Consider the following 26353-nt stretch of genomic DNA (forward strand, 5'->3'; position numbering starts at 1 on the left):
TCCAACCCTTTTGAAATTGGTGACCGCTTGTGGGTGAAAAATCATCTTGACCCTGACGAGGAAAAACTACGGGTTTCAATGTAGACGAGGTTTAAGTGCCTCAACTGTATCAGGGAAAGGCAGCCAATGCTGAATCGAATCAGCAAGTGAATTTAGTTGGTCAGCAGTTGGCTCAAAGCCAAATCGCTCACCAAATTTACGGACTACTCTTTTCAAAACTTCTCGATATTTGATATACTCTCCTTTTTCTACTTCTGCTTCAAATTCAGCAAAAAGTTCTAGAATTTGCTCGTCATCCAAATTAATGTTGTGTGCCAGCAGAAGTCGCTTTAGTACATCTAAGATGCCCTTCTCCCAATCGATTAGGGTTCCGTAACAATCGAAAGTTAAAGCCTTGTACTGATTAAATTTAATCACCTTTTTATACTTTAGAGCTTGATTAATAGTGTTTAGTTTTTATAAACCAAAAGACGGGTGAACCCATTTGCGTTGGCGTAACCCGCCGCAGGCATCGCCACATTTGCCGCTGTTAAAGTCTCTGAACATTTTTTCTATATCAAAGCAGAGTTTAAGTAAGTAGACAATAAAATACCAAACTGTGTGAATATAAGCAAATAAATGGGTACAAAAAAACTAAACTATCTTAAGAAAGATGAAGTAGGCTAAAAGCCTCTTTTATAATGCCTGCGGGCTTCTTTTTGCTGCATTATTTAAACAACAAATATTTACACCGACTTACTTATGGTGTGGGATAATGTTATCTGAATATAAGGAGTTATACCTAAGATGTTTGTATCAGGGCTATTTCGTTCTATTTTTAGGGCAGTTTTGACGAATCTTTTTGGGAAAAACAAGAATTTAGCAATGAACCTACCCCTGAAAAATGCCCATTTTGTGGGAATTAACTCGTAAGCATAAAACGTGACATTTTAGAATGAAATAGCCCTGTGTTTGTATGGATATTAAATTTCAGGATACACAAGCAACTACCACTGAACAATTAAACTCAACTCAACAGCCGTCTCATAGCAAGCCATCCGTAACTTTTTCGGTAGCAGAGGCAGTGGTAAAAATCCTGGCAGATATGGGAGTGGAGTATGCCTTTGGTGTTTCGGGAGGTGCGATCGCGCCAGTGTGGCAAGCGCTACAACACAGCTCAATCAAGGTGCTTCATTTTCGCCACGAAGCAGGAGCTGCTTTTGCAGCCACTGAGGCTTACTTTGCTAGCGATCGACCCGTCGTAGTTTTTACCACAATAGGCCCAGGGATCACCAACGCTTTAACCGGGTTATTTGCTGCACGTTGGGAGGGTGCTAAAGTGATTTTTCTGTCGCCTTCAACATCGGCACCGCAGCGTGGACGGTGGGCATTCCAAGAAACCAGCACTTATACCATGCTTAATGCAGGGCTGTTTACCTCAGAACCACTGTTTCATTATGCGACGACTCTCGAATGCAGTGATGAACTGTCAAAGGTTCATCGACGGTTGGCACTTGGTGTAGCCCGACCAGATGGCTTTGTAGCACACTTAAATATCTCCACTAATATCCAAACTAGTTCAGTTAAGACATCGTTGCCACGAGTGGCTTTCTCTTTTGCTCCCGCAGCCGTAAATGAGGAAACTATTGCAGAATGTACACGGTTGCTTTCAGAAGGGCCATTTGCCATTTGGGTCGGCTTTGGTGCGCGGCGTGCAGCAGCAGAAATTCGTCAGCTTGCAGAAGCGACGGGAGCGGCGGTGATGTGTTCACCTCGGGGCAAGGGCATTTTTCCCGAAAACCATCCTCAATTTGTTGGAGTTACGGGCTTTGCCGGACATACGTCAGTTTTAACGTATATGCAAGAACAACGACCTTTACGAGTGTTGGTGCTAGGAACGCGCCTCGGGGAGTGGACCTCGTTCTGGAATTCCGTGATGGTTCCAAAACGAGGGTTCGTGCATGTTGATATCGACCCAGAGGTTCCAGGAACTGCATATCCATCTGCCGAAACGTTTGCCATCCAGTCTGAGGTGCGAATGTTTGTAAAGGCACTGCTAAAGTACTTTCCACAACACCAAGATCATTTAACAGAACTGTTACTGCCTTGTTCCAAGCCTGTAAGAATTAATCTCCGTGCAGAGGGACCAGTACGACCGGAAGTACTCATGAATGCAATTCAACAGCAAATAGTTGAAGGGAGCGATGCGGTCGTTATGGCTGAAGGAGGAAACTCGTTAGCTTGGGCAATTAACCTACTGCGATTTGCCAAACCAAGTCGTTTTCGAGTCAGCACTAGGTTTGCATCTATGGGTCATTTCGTCACAGGCGTCGTGGGTGCTGCGTTGGCACACAATCGTAAGACCGTCGCCATAGTTGGAGATGGTGCCATGTTAATGAACAATGAGGTAAGCACGGCTGTACAGTACAATATTCCTGCTGTTTGGATTGTGCTCAACGACGGACTCTACAATATGTGCGCCCAAGGCACAAAAATGCAAGGGTTTAAGGGCATGGATGTCGAGATTCCGCATACTGATTTCGTCAAAATTGCTTGTGGAATGGGAGCCGATGGCATCCGTGTGGAAAGAGAATCTGACATCCAAGCAGCGTTAGAAAAAGCAATAGCCACGATTAGTCCATTCGTTGTTGACATAGTAATTGACCCAACTAGACTTGCACCAATTGGAGATCGTATTTCCAGTTTGATTTTGCAGGGCGCTACAGATTATTGATAGGAGATATATGGTGCATCACTCAGTAGGTATTCGAGCACTGGCATTGAGCTTGCCAAGCATTAAGCGTACAAATGATTACTATAGAGAAAAATACCCCGAACTGATTGCTGAGGCTGAGCAAAGAAGTTTGGCAAGGTTGTTTTCGCTTGCTGGCTCTACACCCAGCAACGAGTTTGACTCAGAGATGTTGCCCTATCTTAAAGACCCTTTTCGCGGTACTATCGAGCGATGGGTGCTTAGTTCAGACGAATCGTCGCTGATGCTGCAAGAGCGTGCAGCTCGTGATGCCCTCAATGCAGCAAAGCTTGCTCCTAAAGAAGTCGATCTTATGCTCGTCGCCTCCATTTGGCCTGAACAAATTGGATTTGGCGATGCTGCTTACCTGGCTCGTCAAATGGGTTTGCAGGGTGCTGCTTGGAATCTTGATGCTGCGTGCGGGGTTACCCCAGTTGCACTTCAAACTGCTTGTGCTTTAGTGCGATCGGGAGAATATCGCAATGTGCTGGTGGTTATCTCATGTTCATACTCTCGCTTTTTCGATGAAGACGATACCCTATCATGGTTTATGAGTGACGGTGTCGGTGCTTTTGTAGTCAGTTCACTTGCACCGAACCAGGGTATCCTCGGCACAAAAACTATTCATACTGCTGCTTTATGTGACATTTTTTTTGCTAACCTCACGCAGGACGAGCGGGGCAATCCACGAGTGCATATGCAGATGGACAAGAGCGCAAATAAGGCGATTCGCGAAACAGCTGTAGGACAACTGCGTACGTGCTGTGAGGGCGCTATTGCCGCAGCTGGTGTCACCATCGAGCAAGTTGACTTTTTTGTTTTCAATACATCCACCGCTTGGGGGGCAAGCTTTTGCACGCGCGTACTTGGTATTGACCCAGAACGCGTCATCAACCTTTATCCCCAGTATGCAAACATTGGACCAGTAATCACAGTAGCCAATCTGTACTTTGCTGCACAGTTGGGTAAGATTCATGAAAATGACCTGGTTCTTATCTATGGCTTGGGTGCAGCAGGTGCTGCTTCTGCAAGTGTGATGCGCTGGGGTAACGTGGCGCTAGGTCTTGTTCCACATCTCAACGAACCTAGAATGAGCACTGAAAAGTTCCTCAGATTGTAGCTTTGCTACTTGTTAAGGATATCTATCAATATTTAAAAGATACCCAGTAGTTAATTGTGCAAAAACAAATCCTAACAACAGGATTTTTCCTGTTATCTTTAATATTTCCGCTAAAAGTCTTGGCACAAAATTATGACGAGATTTATGTCTTTGGCGACAGTTTCTCTGATACAGGTAATGTATTCAACACCACTAAAGGGGCCGTTCCTCCAAGCCCAAGCTATTTTAGTGGGCGTTTTTCTAATGGTCCAGTTTGGGTGGAATATCTCGCCTCCGATCTAGGGTTAACTTTCAATCCAAACACTAACTTTGCCTTCGGTGGTGCAACTACAGGATTCAAGAATATAGGACTCAGCACTCTACCAGGATTACAACAACAAATCAACAGCTTTACAACAGCAAATCCCTCTGCCGATCCAAACTCCCTTTATATCTTGTGGGCAGGTGTTAATGATTATTTAGATTACTTTTTCCAAAGCACTCCCAACCCTACCCAGACTGTTACAAATTTATCAACGGCGGTAAAATCGCTTGCTGCTGTTGGAGCTAGAGATATCATGGTATTAAATCTGCCAAATTTAGGAAAGTTTCCAGTTACAGGTGGCAATAGTCAAGTTTCTAGCTTACTTAGCACTTTTACCAGTAAACATAATTCCAGCTTGGCCACAAACCTCAAACTTTTGAGTCAAGAACTAAACCCTAATATCAACATTATTCCTGTTGATGTTAATTCTCTTTTTAATCGGATCATCACAGAGCCGGAGGAATTCAGTCTCACGAATGGAACTGACTCGTGCATCGGAGATTCACCAGTAGTGCCGATTGAAGTTACCATACAGCCAGTTATATGTATGCCAGACAAGTTTTTGTTCTGGGATGAAGTCCATCCAACGACTGCGGCTCATAAGCTAATCGGAGAATTAGCATTTTCAGCCCTTGAGCCACTGCCTGTCCCTGAACCTTCCACTGTGTTAGGAGTCTTAGCTTTCGGTGTAGGTGCAGTATCGCTACGGAAACACAAATAGCTATCAGTTAGTGCAAAACAAAGCAATCAAAAGGGAAGGAACACACCTAATGACAGGTCAATTCGAGGGAAAAGTCGCGCTGGTTACAGGGGCTTCATCAGGTATTGGTCGAGCAACAGCGATCGCATTTGCCAGCGCTGGATCAAAAGTCGTGGTTGCTAGTCGTCGGCTCGCCGAAAGTGAGGAGACCGTGCGCCTTATAAAAGAGACAGGAGGTGAGGCTATTTTTGTCAAGACCGATGTTTCAAATGCTGCTGAAGTAGAGGCACTGGTCAATAAAACTGTAAAAACTTATGGTCGTCTAGACTGCGCTTGCAATAATGCTGGGATTGGGGGCAATCCCGGCTTAATCACCGATGATATGTCAGAAGAAGACTGGGATCGTCTAGTGAACGTAAATTTTAAAGGAACGTGGCTCTGCCTCAAGTACGAAATCAGGGCGATGCTCAAACAGAACAGTGGGGCGATCGTAAATGTGGCTTCTGTCGGTGCTGTTGTTGGTGTACCTGGTTATGCCATCTACTCAGCCACAAAGGGCGCAGTCATTACCCTAACTAGAACAGCAGCAATAGAATATGCTAAATCTGGTATCCGAGTCAATGTCGTGAGTCCAGGTGCTACCGAAACTGATATGCTAGCTAGTCTTCCCGTAGATTTAATTGCTCAACTTCCAACAGCGCATCCAATAGGGCGTATTGGCAAACCAGAGGAGATAGCAAAAACGGTGGTTTGGTTGTGTTCAGATGCGACTTCTTTCATCACGGGGCATAATATGATGATTGATGGAGGATATACTGCACAGTAAGGCAGGGTAGATGAAGGTGAGGGTAACAAGTTCGCAATTTCACTTGCTTCAAAAACATCTATTTTTTATCAACGACAAGTGTAGAATTTGAGAGCATCTCAAGATATTGAATGAAGAACAAATGAGCAATCACTATAGCAGTACTTTAGTACTACTATAGTGATTGCTCAACTGCTCCTAAAGCTTTTAGAGTGGCAATAGTCGCCAAAGTTACACCTGTAATAGCGGTAACGTTCATGGCTTCATAAGGTTTAGAGCTAAAAAGAATTTTCAGGCATTCACCTGTTAAAATATCCCAAAGCTTAATCGTTCCATCTTCACTGCTACTAGCTAAAGTGTTACCTTGAGGATTAAAAGCAACTGACCAGGTTAACTTAGTGTGTGCTGATAAAGTTTTCTCGCAGCTGCTCGTGCTGACATCCCACAGCTTCACAGTTTGGTCACCGCTACCACTTGCTAATGTGCAACCATCCATACTAAAGGCAGCGGAATATACGCAATTAGTATGCCCATATAAAGTTTTAAGACACAATCCGGTACTAACATTCCATAGTTTTACTGTTTGGTCACCGCTGCTACTTACCAATGTTGTACCATCAGGACTAAAGGCAACTGACCAGATCCAGTCAGTATGACCTTGCAGAATCCGCAAACATTGCCCAGTGCTAACATCCCACAGCCTTACTATTTGATCGTGACAACCGCAGACTAATGTATGACCGTCTGGGCTGAAAGCGACTGACCATACCCGGTGAGTTTGTCCCTCCAGAATCCGCAAACATTGCCCAGTACTAACATCCCACAGCCTTACTGTTTGGTCTTCACTACCACTGGCCAGCATCATGCCATTGGGACTAAAGGCGACTGATAATATTCTATTACTATGTCCGTGTAAAGTTTTGAGACATTTACTGGTGTTAATATCCCATAGTTTCACTGTTTGATCTTCGCTGCCACTAGCAAGGATGCTACCATTTGGACTAAGGGAAACTGATGTAACCCGATTACTATGCCCCTGCAACGTTTTGAGACATTTACCTGTGCTGGTATCCCATAACCTTATCATTTGGTCATTACTACCACTAGCAAGCATCGTGCCTTGAGGATTGAATGTAACTGACCATATCCCATTACAGTAACCTTGGAAGGTCTTGAGGCATCCACCTGTATTTAAATCCCACAGTTTAACCGTTTGGTCATCACTACCACTCGCCAGCGTTGTACCAGCAGGATTAAAGGCAACTGACCACACCTTGCTACCATGTCCTTTTAGAGTCTTGATACATCTACCTGTACTCACATCCCACAGTTTAACTGTTTGGTCATCACTGCTACTTGCCAACTTTCGACCATCTAAACTAAAGGCAACTGAATTTATTAAGTCATTATGATCTTGCAAAATTTGAAGACATTGACCACTGCTGATATCCCACACCCTTAATGTTTGGTCATGACAACCACTAGCTAGCGAACCATCCAAACTAAAGGCAACAGACTGCACCCTATGAGTATGTCCCAGCAGAATTTTGATACATTGACCGATACTGATATCCCATAGTCTCACCGTGTGATCGTCATTTCCACTCGCAAGTATTGTACTATCAGGACTAAATGCGACTGCCCATACCCGACTGGATACCTGTAGAATCTTAATGCATTGACCGCTGCCGACATCCCACAACCTCACCGTTGTGTCTTCACTGCCACTTGCCAGCATTTTACCATCCGAACTGAAAGAAACAGACCATATTCCACCGCTATGACCTTCTAAAGTTGCGAGGCATTGCCCACTGCTAATATCCCATAGCTTGACTGTTTGGTCATCACTGCCACTGGCGAGAACACGACCATCAGGACTAAAGGTAACTGGCCAGATCCAACCCTTGTGCCCCTTGCAAATAAGCAGTTGTTTTCCATCCGCAACCTGGTACAGGCGAATCTCATTATTAGTATCTCCTGTCGCTAAAAGTTTTCCATCTGGGCTGAATGTCACTGAGTGAATCCCCCCTAGTGTTTCAGCAAAAACACATTTACTTAGATTGGCATGAGCAAAATTAACATTGTGCAAATTTATATTACGTAGGTCTGCTTGCCAAACAGTCAGATAAGAAAAATCATAACCACTCAGATCAGTTTCTAGATGAGAAAGCAGATTGAGAATATTGCCAGCCGTATACCCCGCTTCTAAAGGAGATTCTTCTCGCAGTCTTGCAAGAATTTGAGTTAACTGACTTTCAATATTTTTTTTGCTTCTTAAGTCGTGAAGCAATCCATCTATGACTGGTTTAAGGATAAGGCGAACCTGAATATCTTTAACATAGTCTTTACCAGTCGCCTTCATCAAAGCATGACGCCTAAACAAATCAATATTCTGAGTGACAATCTCTTCACAGACCTGTTCTATGAATCTACTAGTCATATACTCCATAACCACAGGCTGAAGTGTGAATAGTGCTTCACTTTTTTCAATCAGCGTAGGCGTTGGCATTAGCGTTCGCGCAGCGTCTCGTGAAGAAGCCTTCTCGATTAGAGATCGCCTTCCTAAAGATTCTACAGCCTCTAGTAATTTTGCTTGTGGTACTGGTGATACAATATCTTCGCGCAATTCTGAGAGTGTAATCGACTCCCGATTAATCGCTAGCCAGTACATTATGTCCTTTTCTAAATCTGACAAGCGCTCAAACTGCTGTTCTAAAATATCGTGAATGTCTCCAAAGACAGACGTATCTTGTTGCAAAAACTCAGTCATACTACCATCAAAGATATCTTGAATGGTCGTGGCAACTATCTTTAAGGCTAATGGATTGCCTGCATAGCGTTCAATCATTACTTTCCATTCATCCTCTGCCGCCGATAGCCCTTTGAGTTTTAAGATTTCTTGCCCTTCTACCACCTTCAAGCCACTCAGTGGCAATGAGCGAACAGGTAGTGCTTGTCCTTCCAATAATGCCACTTCTCTAGATTTTTCACGACTAGTCAGCACTAAACAGCTTTGGTGAGTTGCTTCTCCTACCCGTCTTAAAAGCTCACCATATTCCTCATATCCTTCTCGATAAAGTCCAGCGCGGCTACCACTGCGGTGAATTGATTCTGCATTATCAAGAATTACTAAACAGCGATAATTTTGTAAATAGTAGAGTAGCCGCGATACCCGATCATTAAAGCTTTCTGGTAAGTTACCTTCTGTTTCGTGTTCGTCAGATAGAAATTGGATTAGGTTACTTAGAATAAATTTAACAGGTGGAGCTTCTCGTAGCGATCGCCAAATCACATACTCAAAGTTGTCCTGAATTTTTTGAGCAAGCTTTACAGACAGTGCCGTTTTACCAATACCTCCTATTCCTAATAGTGCGACCAATCGGCAGTGCTCATCGAGAATCCATTGCTCTAGCGTAGTAAGTTCTTCTGTACGTCCATAAAAAGCTGAGTTAAAGATAGCTTCTCCCCAATCTAGACGATTATTTGAGCTTGAATAGTCACTTTTATCTATTTTTAAGTTAAAAGCCGAAAAAAGCTGTTCAATAGTCTGTTTGTCAACCCCTCCTTCACGATTTAGTACTTTTGATATAGTACCGGAATATAACCCAGAGCGTGCGCTCATTTCTTCAAGAGTGTACCTGTTTCCAAAATTTTCCTTTGCTTCTGACTGATGCTTTGCTTCCTTAATTTTTTGTAAACCCTTGGTAGTAAGTGCAACGCCACGCTTGCGTCTCCAATTTTGTAAAGTCATGTATTAACTCACTGTTCGCGTAATCACCTTTGACTAAAAGGAATTATTTACTAGGTTGCTATAAATATGAGGCGATAGCCATAACAAACAAATAATTTCATGTTGCAGCAGATTTAAAAAAAGTCTATGACCTAAATGTTCACTAATGAAAACCACCTTTGGTAATTCACTGGTCTCAGTAAGTCAACACCGCTTGCTCAACAGACAATCTGGTCTATGAGGGATTGCTGATATCAGCTCTCCGAAAGCTTATTGCACTTGGGTAATGGCAGATTCATTACGTGTGGTGCTAGTTATTTAATACCTTGACTTTTCAGTAATATGTTTGTTTGGGGCGTAAAGCTTAAGTTCAATCTCAAAATCTCGATTTTCACTGGTAAAAACAGTTTTTAATTGGCAAGCTTAATAAGTAAAGTTTGTATATATCTAGCTTATCAATCAATGAATAAAACTGCTGCACTTAAATTTCCGCGTTTGGCAACTTCCAGTAAAAAAAGGGCGCTTAAGCGAATCACTATAAACCTAACATCAGATGAAGCCCAGAACCTTGAAAAGTATTGTGAACAGACAGGCAGACTAGCAATAGATGTGATTCGGGAACTCATTCAAGCCTTGCCTTGACCTGACTTTTCACACCAAGTCTGAAAAACCCGAAGAAAGAAGAGTCATCAGTAAACCAAAAAGTTTTTCCAAAAGAGCGATTGCTAATTCAGCTTACGTACTTGAAAGTATTAGATATGACTAAAAGATGAGTAATGCTTATAATACTCTAAAATGTTTCAAAAAATGAAATGATAAAAGTAGTGTGTACCATATTGGCTGAAAAAATTGACTGTTTCATCAAAAGAACTGGTTTTAACAGACTCACAAACCCTTGAAGAGGTTATTAAGTGCTTAGGAGGAAATTTATCCATTGAGAGGATGTTTTAAAAGTCCCGAAAGGTATAATTTTGCAGTTCTGCACTGGCTTAAATACAACGCAAAATCAAGGTTGCGCTATGTACTGAGATGCTTTGCTGTACTAACTATCAGAGCAAAAGACCCTTTTAAAACATCCTCTCAAAATCAGCCGAAAAAGGAAGGGTAATCGATTAATTTATCGCACACTTTTTGTATTAAAACAGATGTTAGCCTTTTTATCTTAAGCCCTACAGCGTAAATATCAAGTAGTTGAAAGCATTTATATTACATCGGGATAATATTGACAATTTATCAACCGGAGATTCATAAGCTATCTTAATAAATACTATGTCTGCTGGTAAGGAAAATGCGTTTTTAATAGTATCAAATAATACTATTTATTTTGCGATCAATCTTCTCTTAAAAACTTTTTGGTTTACTGGTCATAGCTAAAGAGAAGGTGTTGCAGATTTGGACAAAGGTTTTCAAATTTACTCTGACAAGAGTAATTCCAAAGCGGTAATCATAAATTAGATCCTTCTGACTAAATATTTGCTATTTCAATACTTCTGTTTGTTGCGAAAATACTAAAAAACAACGGTTAAAAATTATTTTCTAACGGAAGTGACGACAGAAGAAAAATAGTCGCCGAACCGAGAAACAGTCTCTGACTCCTCATTGTGTAACTCAATAAAGTTATCACGTCATCTTGTTTTCTGCGTGCTGCCCTTGTTTTTAGCGGGCTGTGCCAACGGATAGCGAAGCATGAAGGAGTCATTGAGCGTCGGAAGCCTTTGCTTAGACAACTCTGAGCACGGGGGTACCTCAAGAAAGCACTGGCTCGACTTTTCGCTGCGGCGGGCTACGCCAACGGATAGCGTCCCTTGCGCGTCTCGTAGAGAAGCGCGAAGGAGTCAGATGCTACAGTCGCTATCGAACGTCGGAAGCCTCTGCTCAGACAACTCTGGACAACGCAGTAGCTCCCCTTAAGAGAAGAGGTGCTAACTCACTACAAGCGAATTATTCTGCAAAAATGAATGACGATTAGCTTATCACTGATGATATCTCTAAGGATGTTATACCCATTCTTCGGAGTGCCTGAGAAGCTTACACTTATTTGCAAGAGAGATATAGGAGCGTCACTAGTATTAAAGACTAATCCCTCTTCTAAGAAACCAGATTTTCTGAGAGTTGAGGGATTAGTTGAAATTGATAGGTTGAAACGGGGATACAGCAAAATATTTATTCTCCGCTTCATTGTGTCTTCCTGTTTTTGCTTCACTCTCTACCCATGATTTGTTGATTGATAGCCGACTATTATAATATCTAGTTAATTCAAGAACCTTGAAATTTTCCCGCTTATCAATTTAATTGTAAATCTGCTTTATTCACCTCGATAATTAAGATTATGTTGACATAATACTTATTTATATCGTTCTAATTAGATTCATAATTAAAGCTTAATTACAATCAATTTAGAATTAATGATGTTGAAGAAAGTCTTAACCTAAATTTGTACTAACTTTAACTCAACCTTTGCTTAGGCTGTATCCCTTAGTAAGAAGATTGTGTAGTAACTATGGTAAAATACGGTATTTACATCGAGTTTTAGATGTATTGATACCATTAACCCAGAGCTAGAAGTAAAATTGGAGGTTCTTACGAGTTACTGTTGACTGCATTAAGAATCGGATATTCATGAAACTGCAACTGATCCAATTACATAGACTTGAGCCAAATTAATTGGAGTGTAGACCCATGAGACGCACAGGTGCTGCTTGCATACTAGAAAACTAGGTGTCTACGCCGACAGCATGACATTTGCATATTTTGTGTGGAGTTTTCTTAACTTACTTGAGGAGTACAAATGCTTGAGGCTATCGCTGTTGCTTGGTTATTACTGTTTTTCGGCGATTTTCTATCTACATTCTTTTACCACGTACCCGAGCACGTTTTTGGTAGCCTTCATTTAAAAACCCACCACTCTTGGAAGAAGGACTTCCGCCACTACGCTATTTTGACTTTTAATCCCCAGGTTCTTTTAGATGGTATTTTGGGAGCTTTGCCTTATGTACTCATAGCAGTAGTCCTGTGGTCTTTCTCTCCCATTGGCGTTATCTCTGGATTACTGCTTGGCCAGTTTCATGTATGGTGGAGACACATAAGTGTACTGGGTTGGCAAACTTCAAAACCTGTAAATATTTTATGCCAAATTCTATTTATTACTACTCCTGAGAGACACTGGTTACATCATCACAAAACTAATTTAGGTTTCGGTGATATTTTCACCTTCTTTGAACAACCTGCACAAATGTGGTTACGCTGGCTTCGACTCCTCAGACTTCGTTTTCGCTACTCTCGAATCTAACTGAAGCTACTGCTTAACTAAATACTTTTTAAAATTACCAAATGCTGCGATCGCAGCTTTTTTTATCAACTATTTAATAATCTTAATTTTGACTTTTGAATGAGTAACTTTTGACTTCCCCGTACTCCTACGGAGAAGCAAGTTACGCGTAGCGTCTCCTAGAGTTGGGGCTAACCCAGATTCAGTATTTTTGACTGACGCTGGGTCTTTACTGCAATCAATATAACTTTAAAATTTCTAATTCTGGTGATAGTGGAAAGCCAAACTTTTTATAATAATGAGGAAACTTGAGTAAGAATAGACACAAAGGTTTATTGCGATAAAAAGCTTTTAGCTTAAACAGGCGAACATCAAAACCTTCCTTTTATGCTTCTTGTGATTCAAAAAAGCTTCCAGGGAAAATTTCATCAAAATGAACTTCAAATTTCCTTATCGTTTCCAAGAAAGGTTTGCCAATCATGCCCCAGCCCCTATCTTCTACAAATAATTGGGCAGGGAGCAGAGGGCAGTAGGGGAAAATTCCTCTCCACTGCATCCTTTCTCCCACCTCAGATTTTGCACTTATCCGTACAATCCCAGGTTACCTCAAAATATCGACGATAAAGCTACCTTATTTTTAGCGGCTTTTATCGCTAAATCATGGGCTACAGGTTAATCTGAGTAATAAAGTTTCATGAAATTTTCTTGGTGCAAGATGTGAGCCACCCGTAGAGTCTCTTCAGCGCCTACTGCCTGCTTGTTCAATCAGAAGGTAATTCTGGGAAACCTTAATTTGTGAGAGCGAGAGGCTTTTGCCAGAAGGAACTAGAATTAGGAAACACCTAGCTGGGTTCTTCGGACTTTTGAAATTAGGAGTGCATGTGTGCCAAAATCCCCTAAATATTTGCTGATTGGCTCAACCGAGACTTACAGCGGTAAATCTGCAACTGTTCTGGGTTTGTCTGATCAGCTACAGCAAAAAGGACTGGATATTACCTACGGTAAACCGCTCGGTACGTGTTTGAATTCGTCTAGGGGAACCGTAATTGAGGAAGATGTCCAGTTCATCGCTCTTAGCCTCAATTTGCCGGAAAACCGCGTTGCACCTACAATGCTGGCTTTGGATCAACTCAATGTGCAAAAGCGCTTGCGAGGGGAAGACAAAACCGATTATCAGCAGTCCCTAATACAGCAATATTTGCAAATGTCCCAAGGAGATTTGGTCTTATTGGAGGGGCCTGGTGATTTGTCCGAAGGCAATTTGTTTGACTTGTCTTTGCTGCAAATGGCTGAAGTATTGGATGCTGCTGTGCTGTTAGTAACCCGCTATAAATCGTTGCTTTCGGTTGAGGCGCTATTGGCTGCTAAAGGGCGTGTGGGCGATCGCTTGATTGGAGTTGTGATCAATGATATCCCACTCACCCAACTAGAAGCGGTTGACACTCTCTTGCGCCCATTTTTGGAACAGCAGGGGATTCCGGTGCTAGCAATGTTGCCGAACAACGATTTGCTCCGCAGTGTCAGTGTTGGCGAACTAGTCAAGCAGTTAAAGGCTGATGTTCTCTGTGGCAACGATCGCCTAGATTTGTTGGTGGAAAGTCTGGCAATTGGAGCGATGAATGTCAATTCCGCTGTCAAGTATTTCCGCAAACGCCGGAATATGGCAGTGGTAACAGGAGGCGATCGTGTGGAAATTCAGCAAGCTGCTTTGGAAACTTCTACCCAATGTTTAATTCTCACCGGGCAACTACCGCCGCCGCCGTTCATTCTCAGTCGCGCTGAAGAACTAGAAATCCCCATTTTATCTGTTGATTTAGACACGCTCACCACTGTAGAAATTGTTGACCGCACTTTCGGACAAGTCCGCCTCCACGAGCCGATTAAGGTTCAGTGCATTCGCCAGTTGATGTCTGAGCATTTTGACATTGACCGCCTGTTATCTAAACTGGGTTTAACTCCTGCAGCGGCATTGTCTTAGATTCATTAACTTAGATTCATCAACTCAAACAATCAAGAGCATCTATGCTCAGTTATCAGTTAGCAGGCTGTGTTACTGGTGAGGGTACAGCTGGTTCGCCGTTACCTCCCAGGCGACGGCGTGCTGTCTCCTTGCGCCCCATAGCTGGGACGTGCTTAGTTGCAGCAGCTAATCCAAACACAGGCATATTTCCATAAACCGCCTCATATCTTCCCGGTTCGATTAAATAAGTTTCGTGCCAAATGCCGACACTGCCATCAGCACCAATGGCTTGATTAAACCTTTGCCAAGCTTTTAGATGTGCATCAGCTGGATTTCTGGCAAAACGCTCCAAATCTTCAAACGATCGCCAGTATTGAATCAATCCTACCCCTCGCGGGTAGATAAACCTTTCTCCCCCTAAAAACCCTTTTTCAGGATTCTGATTAAGGCTTCGTAGCATGGGCGACATTGCCCTAGCTGTGGGAATCCATTTGGAAAAAGCGAAGAATTTATTAATTCGCATTCCAATCAGAAACACAACAAAGGGTTCATTAATCTCGGCTGTAAATCGTCCCTGTATTACTTGAGGCATCTATCACTCCTTGTTGCTTGAGTTTATATGCAATTAATTGCATATACTTATTTTATGCAATTAGTTGCATATGTCAAGTAATGAATTAAAAATTATGGCATTAGCGCACGCAATATTAGCTGCTCTCGTTGACGCCCCTTGTAGTGGGTATGATTTAGCAAAACGATTCGATGGCTCAGTAGGCTTCTTCTGGTCAGCAAGTCACCAGCAGATTTATCGAGAGTTGTCAAAGCTAGAAGATCTAGGATGGATCAGTTCTGAGTCGATTGTCCAAGCAGGACGCCCAGATAAAAGGCTCTACAGGGTTACAGACTTGGGAGAACAGCAGTTCAAAGAGTGGATTGCTCAACCTTGTGAACCCACACCGATTAAAGATGATTTGCTTGTTAAAATTTTTGCTGGGCATATTGCTTCTAACCAGATGATCTTGGCAGAGCTAGAGCGTCATCAAAAAGCCCACTTAAAAAAATTATCTACGTACAAGAATTTAGAACAAGAATGCTTTCAGAATCCGCAAGAACTTCCAGAATCAGCAAAATTTCAGTATTTGACTCTCCTGAATGGCATCACTTATGAAACATATTGGCTGGCTTGGTGTGACCAAGTAATCCAAACAATCGAAAAATTGTAGCAATGTCTAACTCAGATTCGCCTCGCACCTACACGCTGTTTGGTAAAATATCTGGGTCGTTTAATCGGATTATGTCTATCTTTGAGCCAATCAACAGACCTTATTAAACTCGATACATTAGCGCAAGAACTGGCGACAATCCAGCAAACGGGTTCTAAAAGAATTGCCTTGCTGGGTTCTCGTCACGTCCCGATTACGCATCAGAATCTTATTGAAATGATGACATATGCCCTAGTTTTATCGGGTAATCGCATCATTACTTCTGGTGCTACAGGTACAAATTCAGCTGCCATCAAGGGAGCAACGCGGGCTGATCCGAATTTGTTAACGGTGATTCTACCCCAAAGCCTGGAACGCCAGCCTTTGGAATCGCGCCAGCAACTAGAACAGGTAATGCATCTAGTGGAAAATTCCAGTAATGATAATCTGTCTCTTGCTGAAGCTAGTTACCTGTGCAACAAGGAAATTGTCTCTCGTTGCCAGCAACTGATCTGCTTTGCATTTCACGACAGTGGCACCCTGTTGCAAACTTGTCAAGATGCAGAAGAACAAAGAAAAGTAGTGACCCTCTTCTACTTTGATTAGTCATTTGTCATTTGTCTTTTCTTACAAAGTTCTGTTCGCCCTTGGCGTTGGCGGAGCCATCGCCGGAAGCCGACGCTCAGACTTTGCGCTTTGTCATTTGTCTTTTATATTTGACTAATGACTGATGACTGATGACTAATAAGTAATGATAATTTTTTTGTACTTGATCGCTGCTGCTGCTGTTCTGATTTTCGTGCCATTTTTAGTCATAGCTTATGCCCGTGTGCGTATTGAGTATGAAATGTTTTCTACTCTTGACGCTATGTATGATAAACTGCCTCCATATGCCCAAGAGCTACTTGGGCACATCAGAACACCTTTGAGGCATTTATGATATTTGCCGCAGTTGCATTGATGGCATATGTAAATAGTGTAAATTATTATACAGTATAATTTGCTGCGTAGACGCAAAGCGGCTTGTCGTCAGACATCATCTTTGTGGTGGCGCGTTTGCTATACTCAATTTTTTATATTTTGAATATACCCCTTTTGCGTTAGCGTAGCTCCTCTGAAAGAGGCTCACTGATGTTTGGCATTGGCATCCTTGGCTCTGCCACTCTGATTTTCTTGAGCATCAGCTACTAGTTAATTGGGGCATGGGGCATGGGGCATGGGGCATGGGGCATATGAATAATTACTAATGTTTTATGCCCAACTCCAATTCCGAAATCCAACATCTAATAACCCAACATTTTCTATGGCTTCTACTTTTTCCTTTGACGTTGTGAGCGATTTTGACCAACAAGAGTTGGTTAACGCTGTCGATCAAGTTATACGAGACATCAAAGGTCGTTACGACCTCAAAGACACTCAAACTACTGTCGAGTTAGTCGAAGAAAGCATTAACGTTAGTACTGATAGCGAGTTTACCTTAGATTCTATACACAACATTCTGCGGGAAAAAGCCGCCAAGCGTAACCTCTCCCAGAAAATCTTTGATTTTGGCAAAGTTGAATCAGCTAGTGGTAATCGCGTGCGTCAAGAAATCAAACTTAAAAAAGGCATCAGCCAGGAAATCGCCAAACAAATTTCCAAATTGATTCGCGACGAATTCAAAAAGGTACAAGCCTCAATTCAAGGGGATGCTGTGCGGGTTTCTGCCAAATCTAAAGATGACTTACAAGTAGTTATGCAGCGGCTGAAACAAGAAGACTACCCAGTTGCTTTGCAATTTACAAATTATCGTTAAAAGATTTGCATGGTGGGCGGTGCCCACCCAAAATAAATTTTGTGAAAATTTTTTGTTTGGATGTAATACACAATAGGGGCATACAGCTGTCGCCCCTACTACAATTAAGCCCGTCCGCTAATACTTTTTTGAAATGCCGGACGCTCAGATAACTGCTTCATATAGTTCAACACCGCTGGGTAGGAACTGAGGTCTAGCTTCAGCAAGATGGGAATGTAATTCAGAATAGACCCCACTGCCACATCGACAACAGTGAATTTATTACCCAGTAAAAAAGGTTGCTTACTAAAAATTTCATTTAACAGAGTCAACAAGCGGGGCATTTCTCGCTCCCGACTTGCTTCTACAAAAATTCCTGGCCCAAGGGTAGCATTGGCAAACAACACCCATTGGGAAAATACAGCACGTTCTTCTGGTGAAAGTGGAGTTTTACTGTACTTATCGGCAAGATACAGCAAAATTGCCCCAGATTCCCAAAGTTTAAAATCCCCGTCAACAATTGCTGGAACTTTACCAACTGGGTTAATTACCAAATATTCAGGCTGGAGGTGTTCACCCGCCTGCATATCTAGCTTGACGAATTCGTAAGGAATTCCTAGTTCCTCTAAATACCAGTGAACAATAGACGCTCGACTACGAGTGCCGCCGTAAAGTTTTAGCATAATTACTTAAAGAACTTTGTGAGTGTGAGAATGCTGTTTAACGTTGTCTTCTTTGGTGACAACTCTAGCGGCATTTAATACCCGCTTGCGCTCAATGGAATACTTAAATTCAGTGTAGTTTGTACCTAAGGGAATCAGGGATTTTGCAGATTCACGACGCTTGTAGGTACGAGCTGCTGCAAATGCCCGTGGCACAAATTCTTCTCCAAACTGAGCCGACTCTGGGAAGCCATCTGGCACCAGTTGTGAATCGCCATCCAGCACAGCTCCCAAAGTTGTTGCATGAGCCAGCTTATAGGAGGTGGGGATGCCCTTTAAAAGCGCTTCCAAAGCCGCAGAGGGAATTGGTTCTATAACTTCGATTTGATAAACTTCTCCATCTTCTTTGACGAAGCAGGTTGCCAAGCCGATAACAATGTAATCATCGGTTGCTAAATCAGGGGCATTGGGATAGGAAATTGCGGTTGTCATCAAAAAATTTCTCAAAACTTAAAAATTGAATCCAGAGACTGAGCATTGGGGCATGGGGCATGGGGTATTGGGCACTTGTACTGAGCGGCGTTGTAAAGCCTGCGGCATAGCTACGCTTAGGGCGCAGCCCAAGGTAGAGAAGTATTGGGCATGGGGGAGAATGAAAAATTATCTCTTTCCCCTCTGCTTCCTCATCTCCCTCATCTCCCCCTGTCTCTCTACCCTCTTTCTCATCTCTAAAAGAATGGCTTGTTGGCATTCTACCAATTTGTCGCTCTTACTACTTGACTAGTCTTTGAGATTGACATCTGCTATTTCTGGAATTCACCTTGGGGATGAGGTATTCATGATTAGGTTTGAGGATCAATTGTTTATTTAGGGCGTAGATTTTTCTTATGCGATTAGTTTAAGTTCTCTCTTGATCTGGCTTTAATGTAACCCTAAATACTTTAAAAGTAGACATAGTGGTAAAACCACTATCAGGTAAAAACTAGAATTTGATTCTACAAAGCACGGTTATAATCTAGGAAAAGATGAATATTCACTCATTTTTAGCTGACGGTGACCAGCAAAGTAACAAATATAAATTTGTTCTAAATATTACACATAAAGCCCAAGAACATCGGAAAAATGACAATGGCGAATCTGCTTTAGGAGACAGCTATTTACGCTCTTGTGCTTTGAGGTCGGCTCAACAAGGAGATTATACTGAGGCGATCGCACTTTTAAGCCAACTAATTTCCCGCCATCCGTATAATGCCGTTGATTACAATAACCGGGGGCTAATTTATTTCCAAAGTGGTGAAACGCAAAAAGCGCTTGACGACTATAATACCGCCCTCAAAATCAATCCCAATTTAGCTAGTGCTTATAATAATCGGGCAAATTACTACGCTGCTTGTGGAGAATTAGCAGCAGCACTTGCCGACTACGATCAAGCGATTGATTTGAATCCTCGCCATGTTCGCGCATGGATTAACCGAGGCATTACCTGGCGTGACTTAGGGCAATACGAGGAGGCAATTGAGAATTTTGAGGTAGCACTGCTTTTTGGTCAACTAGAAGGTCATATTTGGGCTGAACGCGGCAGGACTTACCATCTTTGGGGCGACTGGAATTGTGCGATCGCTGATTATCATCGCGCCCTCACTCAACTGCCCTCTATGGACAACAGTAAGGATGTTACTGGTTGTCGCTTACGTTTACAACTCGAAAATTGGTTAAACGAGTTGCTATCTGATCAGCGTCCTAATTGGTAGATTAGTTGTTCTAGAGGATTCAAAATTCAAAATAATTGATTAAATTTTGAATTGGAGTTTAGTAACGCTGTATCGCTAATGACTAATAGATGATAACTACCTAGCTATTCAAAAATTAGCTATTAACCATTATTTATGAGCAATAATATAAATTAACACCCGGTTTATACGTAGCCTAAATCACAAGAAACCTGAATAATCCGAAATTCGGCATTTGTCTTAGGGTGATGATGTTTGTTCATCTTCTCGGCGATCCTGATTCATCAACACGACCCGACGCTGGCTGGGATCAAATCGGTATCCTTGTTGTTGTCTAATAGTTTTAGCTTCCTGAGGATCGAAGTTACGGCTAAATTCCGCCTGCAAACCATTCACATGTCCTTCCATCAGCTTGACTTCAGTACTAATTTCTCGTAACTTTTCTTGCTGTGACCAATGATAAGGCAAAAGTTGTCCTAAAGCAGATACTGCAACAGCTGTAATCACAAGATTAACCGCTATTTTGGCTGTGCTTTCCAGCGCCATCACCTGGTAAGAACGTTGACGAAGATGCCGCTTTGGTCGAGGAATGACCCGGCGTTTTTGTATAGGTTGTAACGGTGGTCTGGAGGGTTGAATCGCGTTCATGATGCTAAAAAATAACCTCGCTGAGTGAAGGGAAGCACTGTAAAAGCGCTCTAGCACTAATTACTGCTTGATTTAGCTGTCATATTACTTCATTTTTTGGAAATAGCTACAAGTGTTGCACCAGTTAAAAAATAACCTGGCTTACGTAAGTGCAAGGCTTCTAGCTACTTATGGCGTCAAGTCACAAGCTTCTCGAAATTGCACCCCGTACTGCCAGGATTATTAGCTTTTTAACTGTGTCACATCGTAGCGTTATTTGTAAAGTTCTGTGGCTAATCGCCAAGCCAAAACTCCTGGGATCAGCGCCACAATTAGAGCGATGTAGACTTGAGTATCTGAAATGGAAGACACCTGAGCGATGTACAGAGTATCTAAGATAGGCATGGCTGAAAACCTCCTAACCTGAATGAATTTTGAACAGTTCGTTTACTACTTTTCCTTGTTTTGCCAAGATTGGGGAATATCTTGTTACAAGATGCAACAAAAGCAGTTATTGGTCAGTAGTCGTTAGTTATTCTCTATTAGAAAAATTTATAAAAATATGAATTTGTATTTGGGTATTGACTTCGGCACATCTGGCGCCCGCGGCGTGGTGATTAACAAGGAAGCTTCTTGTATTCAGGCTGAGGTGCGATATCCTTTCCAGGATTCACCAGCCTCTGTTATGCCAAAAATTTGGCAGGAGGCTTTGTTTGTGCTGGTGGAACAAATACCTGAGCAATTGCGGGGAGAAATAAAAGCGATCGCAATTAATGGTACTTCTTCTACCGTCTTGCTAGTCGATGCTGCTGGCAATCCCACAGATGCACCTCTGCTGTACAACGATGCGCGGGGATCATCTGTGCTAGAGCATTTGAAGAGTATCGCACCTGCCAATCATACTGTGTTGAGTGCCACCTCCAGCCTTGCCAAACTTTTGTGGATGAGGCAATTACCCTCTTTTAGTGAAGCTAGATATTTCCTGCATCAAGCAGATTGGCTGGCGTTCCTGTTACATGGACAGTTGGGTATTAGCGATTACCATAATGCTTTAAAGCTGGGTTATGACGTGGAAGAGTTGAAATACCCAGAATGGCTAGAAAAGTTGCAAATACCGATTCAGCTACCCAAAGTTTTAACTCCTGGAGCTCTGATTGCTCAATTGCGTCCTGAAATTGCGGATAAGTTCGGTTTACGCGGTGATTGTCTGGTATGTGCAGGTACAACTGATAGTATTGCCGCTTTTCTCGCTAGTGGGGCAAAATTACCTGGTGAAGCCGTGACTTCCCTTGGTTCAACGTTGGTACTAAAGTTGTTAAGTCGTACTCGTGTAGAAGATGCCAGATATGGAATTTACAGCCATCGGTTGGGGGATTTATGGCTGACTGGTGGTGCTTCTAATACTGGGGGTGCAGTACTAAAGCAATTTTTCACAAATGCTGAGTTAGAAAGCCTTAGCCATGAGATTGATGCATCAAAAGCCAGCGAGTTAGATTATTATCCGTTATTGAAAGCAGGCGATCGCTTTCCGATTAATGATCCCAATTTAGCCCCACGTTTGTCACCACGCCCAGATAACCCAGTGGAATTTCTGCATGGGTTATTAGAAAGCATTGCCCGCATAGAAGGGCGAGGGTATGAATTATTACAACGAATGGGTGCTGATAAACTGAGCCGTGTTTATACTGCTGGCGGTGGTGCGGCGAATGATACTTGGACTGCAATTAGGGCGCGTTATTTGCAGGTTCCTGTAGTAGCGTCAGTGTACACGGAAGCTGCTTACGGGACAGCGCTGTTGGCGATGGGTGAACAAAAGTAATTTTGTAACTATCTTTTCGTAGGTATTTCGTAAATCAGTATCTATCCCAGTGACAATCGACATATCTCGGCCGATACTGGGATGATTAGATACCGGACTATAGATTCCAGGTTGATCATCTGGGCAGCTATTCGGGGATGGGTGCTTCGCCACAGCGCGAATGTCATCTATCCCCTTTATTAATTATCGGTGTGAGTTTTGAGGGGATTAGGAGAAAAGGTTTTTTAAGAAGGTTTGACCTGCGCGATCAAGATTATCATTTAGAGAAAAGGTGAGACTGCGGACTCGGATTTGATCACTTTTAATATCTAGTAGCTGTGTCAAGTCTTTGGGGTATATCAAAAAGGCTTCCTTGCATTTTGTTGTGTTGGCGTAGCTGATCATTTGATGAATATCTGTATATCCTGCCAATTCAGGGGATTTATACTTTGTATCCAAAATTGCTATTGTTTTGCCAGTAGCAGCATCACACAGTAATATATCTATACTGAAGTGCCGATTATGACTAATTTCTATTGAATGCTGCTGTTTGAAAAAATAGCCTTGTGGCGTGTTTTTCTGAAGCCATTTTGCAACAAAAAGTTCATATAAATGCGCCATATCGACGAGAAAGGGTAGGGTTTTGTAATTTCCCCTTTGATGACTTGGACTACTATTTTCTAAAAAGAATCGACATAAATTATGTAGTAGTTCATAGTCTGGATTAAGGCGATTATACTGTCTGGCGATACAATCTTCTGCACTACAAGGTTGCAACGATACTAATCCTTGTAGAGCGTGATAAGCTTTTCGTACTGTTGGTGATACTCTTTCTGAACATAAACTGCTACGACCAATGATATAAAGTGTCCATGCCAGGATTTGATTTTCTTTAATATCAGCCGTGTGTTCTTCGTAATCGCATTTAAGTTTAACATTCCACGGCTTTTGAATTACCTGTTGTATATCTAGCCTTCCACGCACATAAGAAAGCTGCTGTGTTTTAAGCAAGTAAGTACGATATAATCCTTTGCGGCATCGCTCTAACACTTTATCGGCTAAGACATGAGCCAGATTATTATAAAATTCCTCTAGAGATTCACAATCCATCAGCCCTTCGAGAAAGCGAAAACCTTTTAAATTGTAGGCATATTTCAGCATTCCGAAGAGGTTTTGGATAGGCACTTTCGGATTTATTTTTAGATGCAATTCAGGAGTTACAGGAATGTAACCTACCCATCCTCTAGCTTTGAGTTTCCAATGTTCTCTCGTTAAATAAGTAGGAAATTCTATGTCAACTTGTGTTTTGTATTTTTTGTATAACTCGACTCCATCTGAATAGGGTATTTCATTACGCTGAAATGATTTATTTTCATATTCTGTAAGTTCAATAATTTTAGGTTGTACTGAGTCTATATCCATAGTTTATTTTTGATTTGATTCCAGCGAAACTCATCTACTTTTTCTAGCTGGTTAAAAAAGTACTCTTCTAAATATGGCTCAATTTCCATACGCCATATATCTTCTATATCTTCACGTAGGTTATCTGTTAAAAAGAATGAAATACCAATTTCGTAGTTTTTATCTGCGATCGCCTGATTTAATTGCTGTAAAATGTTAATTAATCCCTCTACTGCAAAACCTCTTTTTCGGTGATAACTTCGCAGTACCTCATAGTTTGGGCGAAGTTCAATAAATGCAAAGCGGCGGCGTAGCGCATGATCTATATTGGCGATAGACCTATCTGCTGTATTCATTGTCCCAATAATGCGAACATTTTCTGGAATGCGAAAAGTGTTACCAGCAGCTAGTGGAATTTCTCTATTTCGGTACTCAAGTAAGTACATTAGTTCGCCAAAAACCTGTGTAAGATTAGCACGGTTTATTTCATCGATAATTAAAACGCAAGTTCCTTGATGAGACTCTGCTTCTTTGCAGAATTTTAGAAAACTGCCTGAAAGCAAAGGGTATATTAATTGTCCATCTTGGCTTTGAGGACGTATACCTTGAATAAAGTCCTCATAAGAGTATGTAGGGTGAAATAGCAGAAGTTCTGAAAAGCCATCATTACCACCTATTAAATGTTTTGCAAGGTGTTCAGCAATAAAGGTTTTTCCTGTTCCAGGAGAACCGTATAAAATTATTTGCTTTTTGCGATTAATTGTACGTATCCAGCGTCCTAACTCTGTTTCATTAAATCCAGTTTCCTGAGAAATCTGCTTAGTAGAATATTTAGGTTTTATTTGATAAAAGGAAAAAAAAGCCACAAATTTATTAGTAGCATCTATAACTTCTTGAGATTGCTGAACATTTTTATTAGTTGTGCATTTCATCCAATTTTTGTCTATATTATCTTCGTCAAAAAATATTTCTATAATTGCAGTTTCATCTATAATAAATTTATTATCTTGATTATAAGTTTCATGTATTTCGGCTAAGTTGATGATCTTATCCAAAAATCTACTCTCACTGATTATTTCAGCTTCTATTCTTTGCAAATCATATATATCTCCATCCACTTTAAACTGCTGGTGCTTAATTTCCCATACAGATTTAAATAGCATTGAGTCACTGTCTAGGCTATCCATCAGTACTTGCATTACTTGCTGTAAAGCATTATCGACAAAGTACACAAGTAGATTATTTGGTTGGGATTTCGGTAGTATAGGGCAGTGTAAAGCATTTACACAGTCGATTATGTATTCATTATACTCATGAGTTATGTGAATACCTTTAAGCCACTCTCTACTGTAATTATTAATATAGTATTCCCAATAATAATCATTAAAAAATTCCAGGTAAAAACTTACAATAGCAAAAAATCTTATAACTACTAGCAAAAGCTCACCTTTATTAGAATAATTTCCAAGTCCGGTGTAGACTATTATTTCCCATGCTTGCCAAATCAGTTCTAAAGCTTCCCATTCTTGCTTTGATCCTCCAGTCGCAATTCGTGAAGCGTAAGCTACATCACCCCAAGTAAGAATATTTTTTTGATTCATATTACAGATGATCTAAATAGCCAAATTCATTACTTTATAACATTTAATACTTATTTATTAACTATTAAGACGATCGCAACAAACTTTCACTGGGGATATTAAGCGATCGCATTGATGGTAAAAGAACGCCAAATTGTGGGTTGAAAGTAACCGGATACTGCGGCGCTACAGTGTAGAAGCTAATGATAGCAAGCGTAACACGGAGATAAAAAAGTGCAAATCACTAAGCGCAACGTTGAGTTAAGAGTAGATGGCAGTTTGATGCGTGTTTATGTTGCGGCTCCCAAAGCAGCAGGAAAATATCCTGGTATTGTCTTCTATAGTGATATTTATCAGCTAGGCGATCCAATGATTCGTCTAGCTAACTACTTAGCAGGATACGGCTATGTAGTAGCAGCGCCAGAAATTTTTCACCGAATTGAGCCAGACGATTTGGGAAGGATGCGGGGTAATGACGATGCGCGTCGAACCTCGGTAGCTGATTATGATACCGATTGCCTTGCTGTGATTGAATTTCTGAAAACAGAGAGTGCAGTTTCTCCAAATCAAATAGGCACTCTCGGCTTTTGTATTGGTGGACATTTAGCTTTCCGCGCCGCATTTCAAAGCGAAATTCGGGCTGCTGTTTGCTGTTACCCTACTGGTATTCCCAGTGGTAAACTCGGTAAAGAAGTAGCTGATACAATCCAGCGGGTAAGTGAAATTAAAGGCGAGATGCTAATGGTATTCGGTACTCTTGACCCTCATATACCAGAGAGCGATCGCCAAACCATAATAAAAGCAATTGAAAATGCTAACATACATCATCAAGTTTTCTTGTATGAAGCAGAGCATACATTCATGCGCGACGACGGTTATCGTTATGATTCTAGTGCTAGCACCGCAGCTTGGTCTGAAATAGTAACTTTTTTAAGGCGCATATTTGCAGAGTGAAAACTTA

General features: G+C 41.7%; 24 protein-coding genes. 15 read left to right on the top strand and 9 right to left on the bottom strand.

Translation table 11 applies throughout. The features are described from left to right. Nucleotides 1–75: 75 nt before the first annotated feature. A complete protein-coding gene (locus V7L29_RS27805) occupies nucleotides 76–417 on the bottom strand; it encodes an HAD family hydrolase (protein WP_334737481.1) in 342 nt (113 codons plus the stop codon). Nucleotides 418–955: 538 nt separating this feature from the next. Here V7L29_RS27805 and V7L29_RS27810 point away from each other — a divergent pair. The 4 genes from V7L29_RS27810 to V7L29_RS27825 are packed head-to-tail and all read left to right on the top strand — an operon-like array spanning nucleotide 956 to nucleotide 5681. After that, nucleotides 956–2713 carry a ScyA-related TPP-binding enzyme gene (locus V7L29_RS27810; RefSeq protein WP_334737482.1) on the top strand — a complete coding sequence of 586 codons (1758 nt, stop codon included), beginning with the start codon at nucleotides 956–958 and terminating at the stop codon, nucleotides 2711–2713. Nucleotides 2714–2723: 10 nt separating this feature from the next. Next, the gene (locus V7L29_RS27815) at nucleotides 2724–3851 is read left to right on the top strand and encodes a 3-oxoacyl-ACP synthase III family protein (RefSeq protein ID WP_334737483.1); all 1128 of its coding nucleotides are present in this window, start codon (nucleotides 2724–2726) and stop codon (nucleotides 3849–3851) included. 56 nt (nucleotides 3852–3907) lie between these two features. Beyond that, nucleotides 3908–4876 (top strand): SGNH/GDSL hydrolase family protein, encoded by a 969-nt coding sequence (locus V7L29_RS27820; protein WP_334737484.1) that lies wholly within the window; start codon nucleotides 3908–3910, stop codon nucleotides 4874–4876. A 49-nt stretch (nucleotides 4877–4925) separates the two neighbouring features. Beyond that, entirely contained in the window at nucleotides 4926–5681 is a 756-nt protein-coding gene (locus V7L29_RS27825; protein WP_334737485.1) for an SDR family oxidoreductase, read from the top strand. Nucleotides 5682–5835: 154 nt separating this feature from the next. Here V7L29_RS27825 and V7L29_RS27830 read toward each other — a convergent pair whose 3' ends face one another. After that, complete coding sequence (locus V7L29_RS27830) at nucleotides 5836–9411, bottom strand: NB-ARC domain-containing protein (RefSeq protein ID WP_334737486.1); 3576 nt, start codon at nucleotides 9409–9411, stop codon at nucleotides 5836–5838. A gap of 441 nt (nucleotides 9412–9852) precedes the next feature. Between V7L29_RS27830 and V7L29_RS27835 the strand changes: the two genes are divergently transcribed. The 3 genes from V7L29_RS27835 (at nucleotide 9853) to V7L29_RS27845 (ending at nucleotide 14636) form a co-directional block, all read left to right on the top strand. Then, nucleotides 9853–10032, top strand: coding sequence for a CopG family transcriptional regulator (locus tag V7L29_RS27835; protein ID WP_334737487.1), 180 nt, complete (start codon nucleotides 9853–9855; stop codon nucleotides 10030–10032). Nucleotides 10033–12178: 2146 nt separating this feature from the next. Then, nucleotides 12179–12679, top strand: a complete 501-nt coding sequence (locus V7L29_RS27840) for a fatty acid hydroxylase (protein ID WP_298919162.1) — start codon at nucleotides 12179–12181, stop codon at nucleotides 12677–12679. A gap of 862 nt (nucleotides 12680–13541) precedes the next feature. Next, nucleotides 13542–14636, top strand: a complete 1095-nt coding sequence (locus V7L29_RS27845) for a phosphotransacetylase family protein (protein ID WP_334737488.1) — start codon at nucleotides 13542–13544, stop codon at nucleotides 14634–14636. A gap of 55 nt (nucleotides 14637–14691) precedes the next feature. On the opposite strand, the gene V7L29_RS27850 is transcribed toward V7L29_RS27845, so the two are convergent. After that, nucleotides 14692–15210 (bottom strand): DUF4188 domain-containing protein, encoded by a 519-nt coding sequence (locus V7L29_RS27850; protein WP_334693641.1) that lies wholly within the window; start codon nucleotides 15208–15210, stop codon nucleotides 14692–14694. Nucleotides 15211–15304: 94 nt separating this feature from the next. Between V7L29_RS27850 and V7L29_RS27855 the strand changes: the two genes are divergently transcribed. From V7L29_RS27855 to V7L29_RS27870, 5 genes are all read left to right on the top strand, one after another. Continuing rightward, nucleotides 15305–15841 carry a PadR family transcriptional regulator gene (locus V7L29_RS27855; RefSeq protein ID WP_334693640.1) on the top strand — a complete coding sequence of 179 codons (537 nt, stop codon included), beginning with the start codon at nucleotides 15305–15307 and terminating at the stop codon, nucleotides 15839–15841. A gap of 81 nt (nucleotides 15842–15922) precedes the next feature. Next, a complete protein-coding gene (locus V7L29_RS27860; RefSeq protein ID WP_334693639.1) occupies nucleotides 15923–16426 on the top strand; it encodes a DNA recombination-mediator protein A in 504 nt (167 codons plus the stop codon). 145 nt (nucleotides 16427–16571) lie between these two features. Next, entirely contained in the window at nucleotides 16572–16760 is a 189-nt protein-coding gene (locus V7L29_RS35670) for a hypothetical protein (RefSeq protein ID WP_442944277.1), read from the top strand. Beyond that, on the top strand, nucleotides 16709–16819 hold the full coding sequence (locus V7L29_RS35675) for an MAPEG family protein (RefSeq protein ID WP_442944278.1): 111 nt from the start codon (nucleotides 16709–16711) through the stop codon (nucleotides 16817–16819). The genes V7L29_RS35670 and V7L29_RS35675 overlap by 52 nt, the downstream gene beginning before the upstream one ends. A gap of 304 nt (nucleotides 16820–17123) precedes the next feature. Next, the gene (locus V7L29_RS27870) at nucleotides 17124–17615 is read left to right on the top strand and encodes a YajQ family cyclic di-GMP-binding protein (protein WP_334693652.1); all 492 of its coding nucleotides are present in this window, start codon (nucleotides 17124–17126) and stop codon (nucleotides 17613–17615) included. Nucleotides 17616–17719: 104 nt separating this feature from the next. Here V7L29_RS27870 and V7L29_RS27875 read toward each other — a convergent pair whose 3' ends face one another. Both V7L29_RS27875 and V7L29_RS27880 read right to left on the bottom strand, forming a co-directional pair. Beyond that, the gene (locus V7L29_RS27875; RefSeq protein WP_334737489.1) at nucleotides 17720–18277 is read right to left on the bottom strand and encodes a glutathione S-transferase family protein; all 558 of its coding nucleotides are present in this window, start codon (nucleotides 18275–18277) and stop codon (nucleotides 17720–17722) included. 6 nt (nucleotides 18278–18283) lie between these two features. Further along, nucleotides 18284–18748 (bottom strand): hypothetical protein, encoded by a 465-nt coding sequence (locus V7L29_RS27880; protein ID WP_334737490.1) that lies wholly within the window; start codon nucleotides 18746–18748, stop codon nucleotides 18284–18286. A 533-nt stretch (nucleotides 18749–19281) separates the two neighbouring features. Here V7L29_RS27880 and V7L29_RS27885 point away from each other — a divergent pair. Continuing rightward, complete coding sequence (locus V7L29_RS27885; RefSeq protein WP_334737491.1) at nucleotides 19282–20007, top strand: tetratricopeptide repeat protein; 726 nt, start codon at nucleotides 19282–19284, stop codon at nucleotides 20005–20007. Nucleotides 20008–20226: 219 nt separating this feature from the next. On the opposite strand, the gene V7L29_RS27890 is transcribed toward V7L29_RS27885, so the two are convergent. Next, nucleotides 20227–20634: a hypothetical protein gene (locus V7L29_RS27890; protein WP_334693635.1), complete on the bottom strand. Its 408-nt coding sequence runs from the start codon at nucleotides 20632–20634 to the stop codon at nucleotides 20227–20229. A gap of 252 nt (nucleotides 20635–20886) precedes the next feature. Continuing rightward, nucleotides 20887–21018 (bottom strand): photosystem I reaction center subunit XII, encoded by a 132-nt coding sequence (psaM, locus tag V7L29_RS27895; protein WP_334693634.1) that lies wholly within the window; start codon nucleotides 21016–21018, stop codon nucleotides 20887–20889. Nucleotides 21019–21175: 157 nt separating this feature from the next. Between psaM and V7L29_RS27900 the strand changes: the two genes are divergently transcribed. Then, the gene (locus tag V7L29_RS27900; RefSeq protein ID WP_334737492.1) at nucleotides 21176–22432 is read left to right on the top strand and encodes an FGGY-family carbohydrate kinase; all 1257 of its coding nucleotides are present in this window, start codon (nucleotides 21176–21178) and stop codon (nucleotides 22430–22432) included. A gap of 207 nt (nucleotides 22433–22639) precedes the next feature. Here V7L29_RS27900 and V7L29_RS27905 read toward each other — a convergent pair whose 3' ends face one another. Both V7L29_RS27905 and V7L29_RS27910 read right to left on the bottom strand, forming a co-directional pair. Beyond that, complete coding sequence (locus tag V7L29_RS27905; protein ID WP_334737493.1) at nucleotides 22640–23833, bottom strand: McrC family protein; 1194 nt, start codon at nucleotides 23831–23833, stop codon at nucleotides 22640–22642. After that, nucleotides 23824–25413, bottom strand: coding sequence for an McrB family protein (locus V7L29_RS27910; protein ID WP_334737494.1), 1590 nt, complete (start codon nucleotides 25411–25413; stop codon nucleotides 23824–23826). The genes V7L29_RS27905 and V7L29_RS27910 overlap by 10 nt, the downstream gene beginning before the upstream one ends. Nucleotides 25414–25626: 213 nt before the next feature. Here V7L29_RS27910 and V7L29_RS27915 point away from each other — a divergent pair, with 213 nt between their 5' ends. Further along, the gene (locus V7L29_RS27915; RefSeq protein ID WP_334737495.1) at nucleotides 25627–26346 is read left to right on the top strand and encodes a dienelactone hydrolase family protein; all 720 of its coding nucleotides are present in this window, start codon (nucleotides 25627–25629) and stop codon (nucleotides 26344–26346) included. Nucleotides 26347–26353: the final 7 nt, after the last annotated feature.

The organism is Nostoc sp., from assembly GCF_036916575.1.
Lineage (GTDB): Bacteria > Cyanobacteriota > Cyanobacteriia > Cyanobacteriales > Nostocaceae > Nostoc.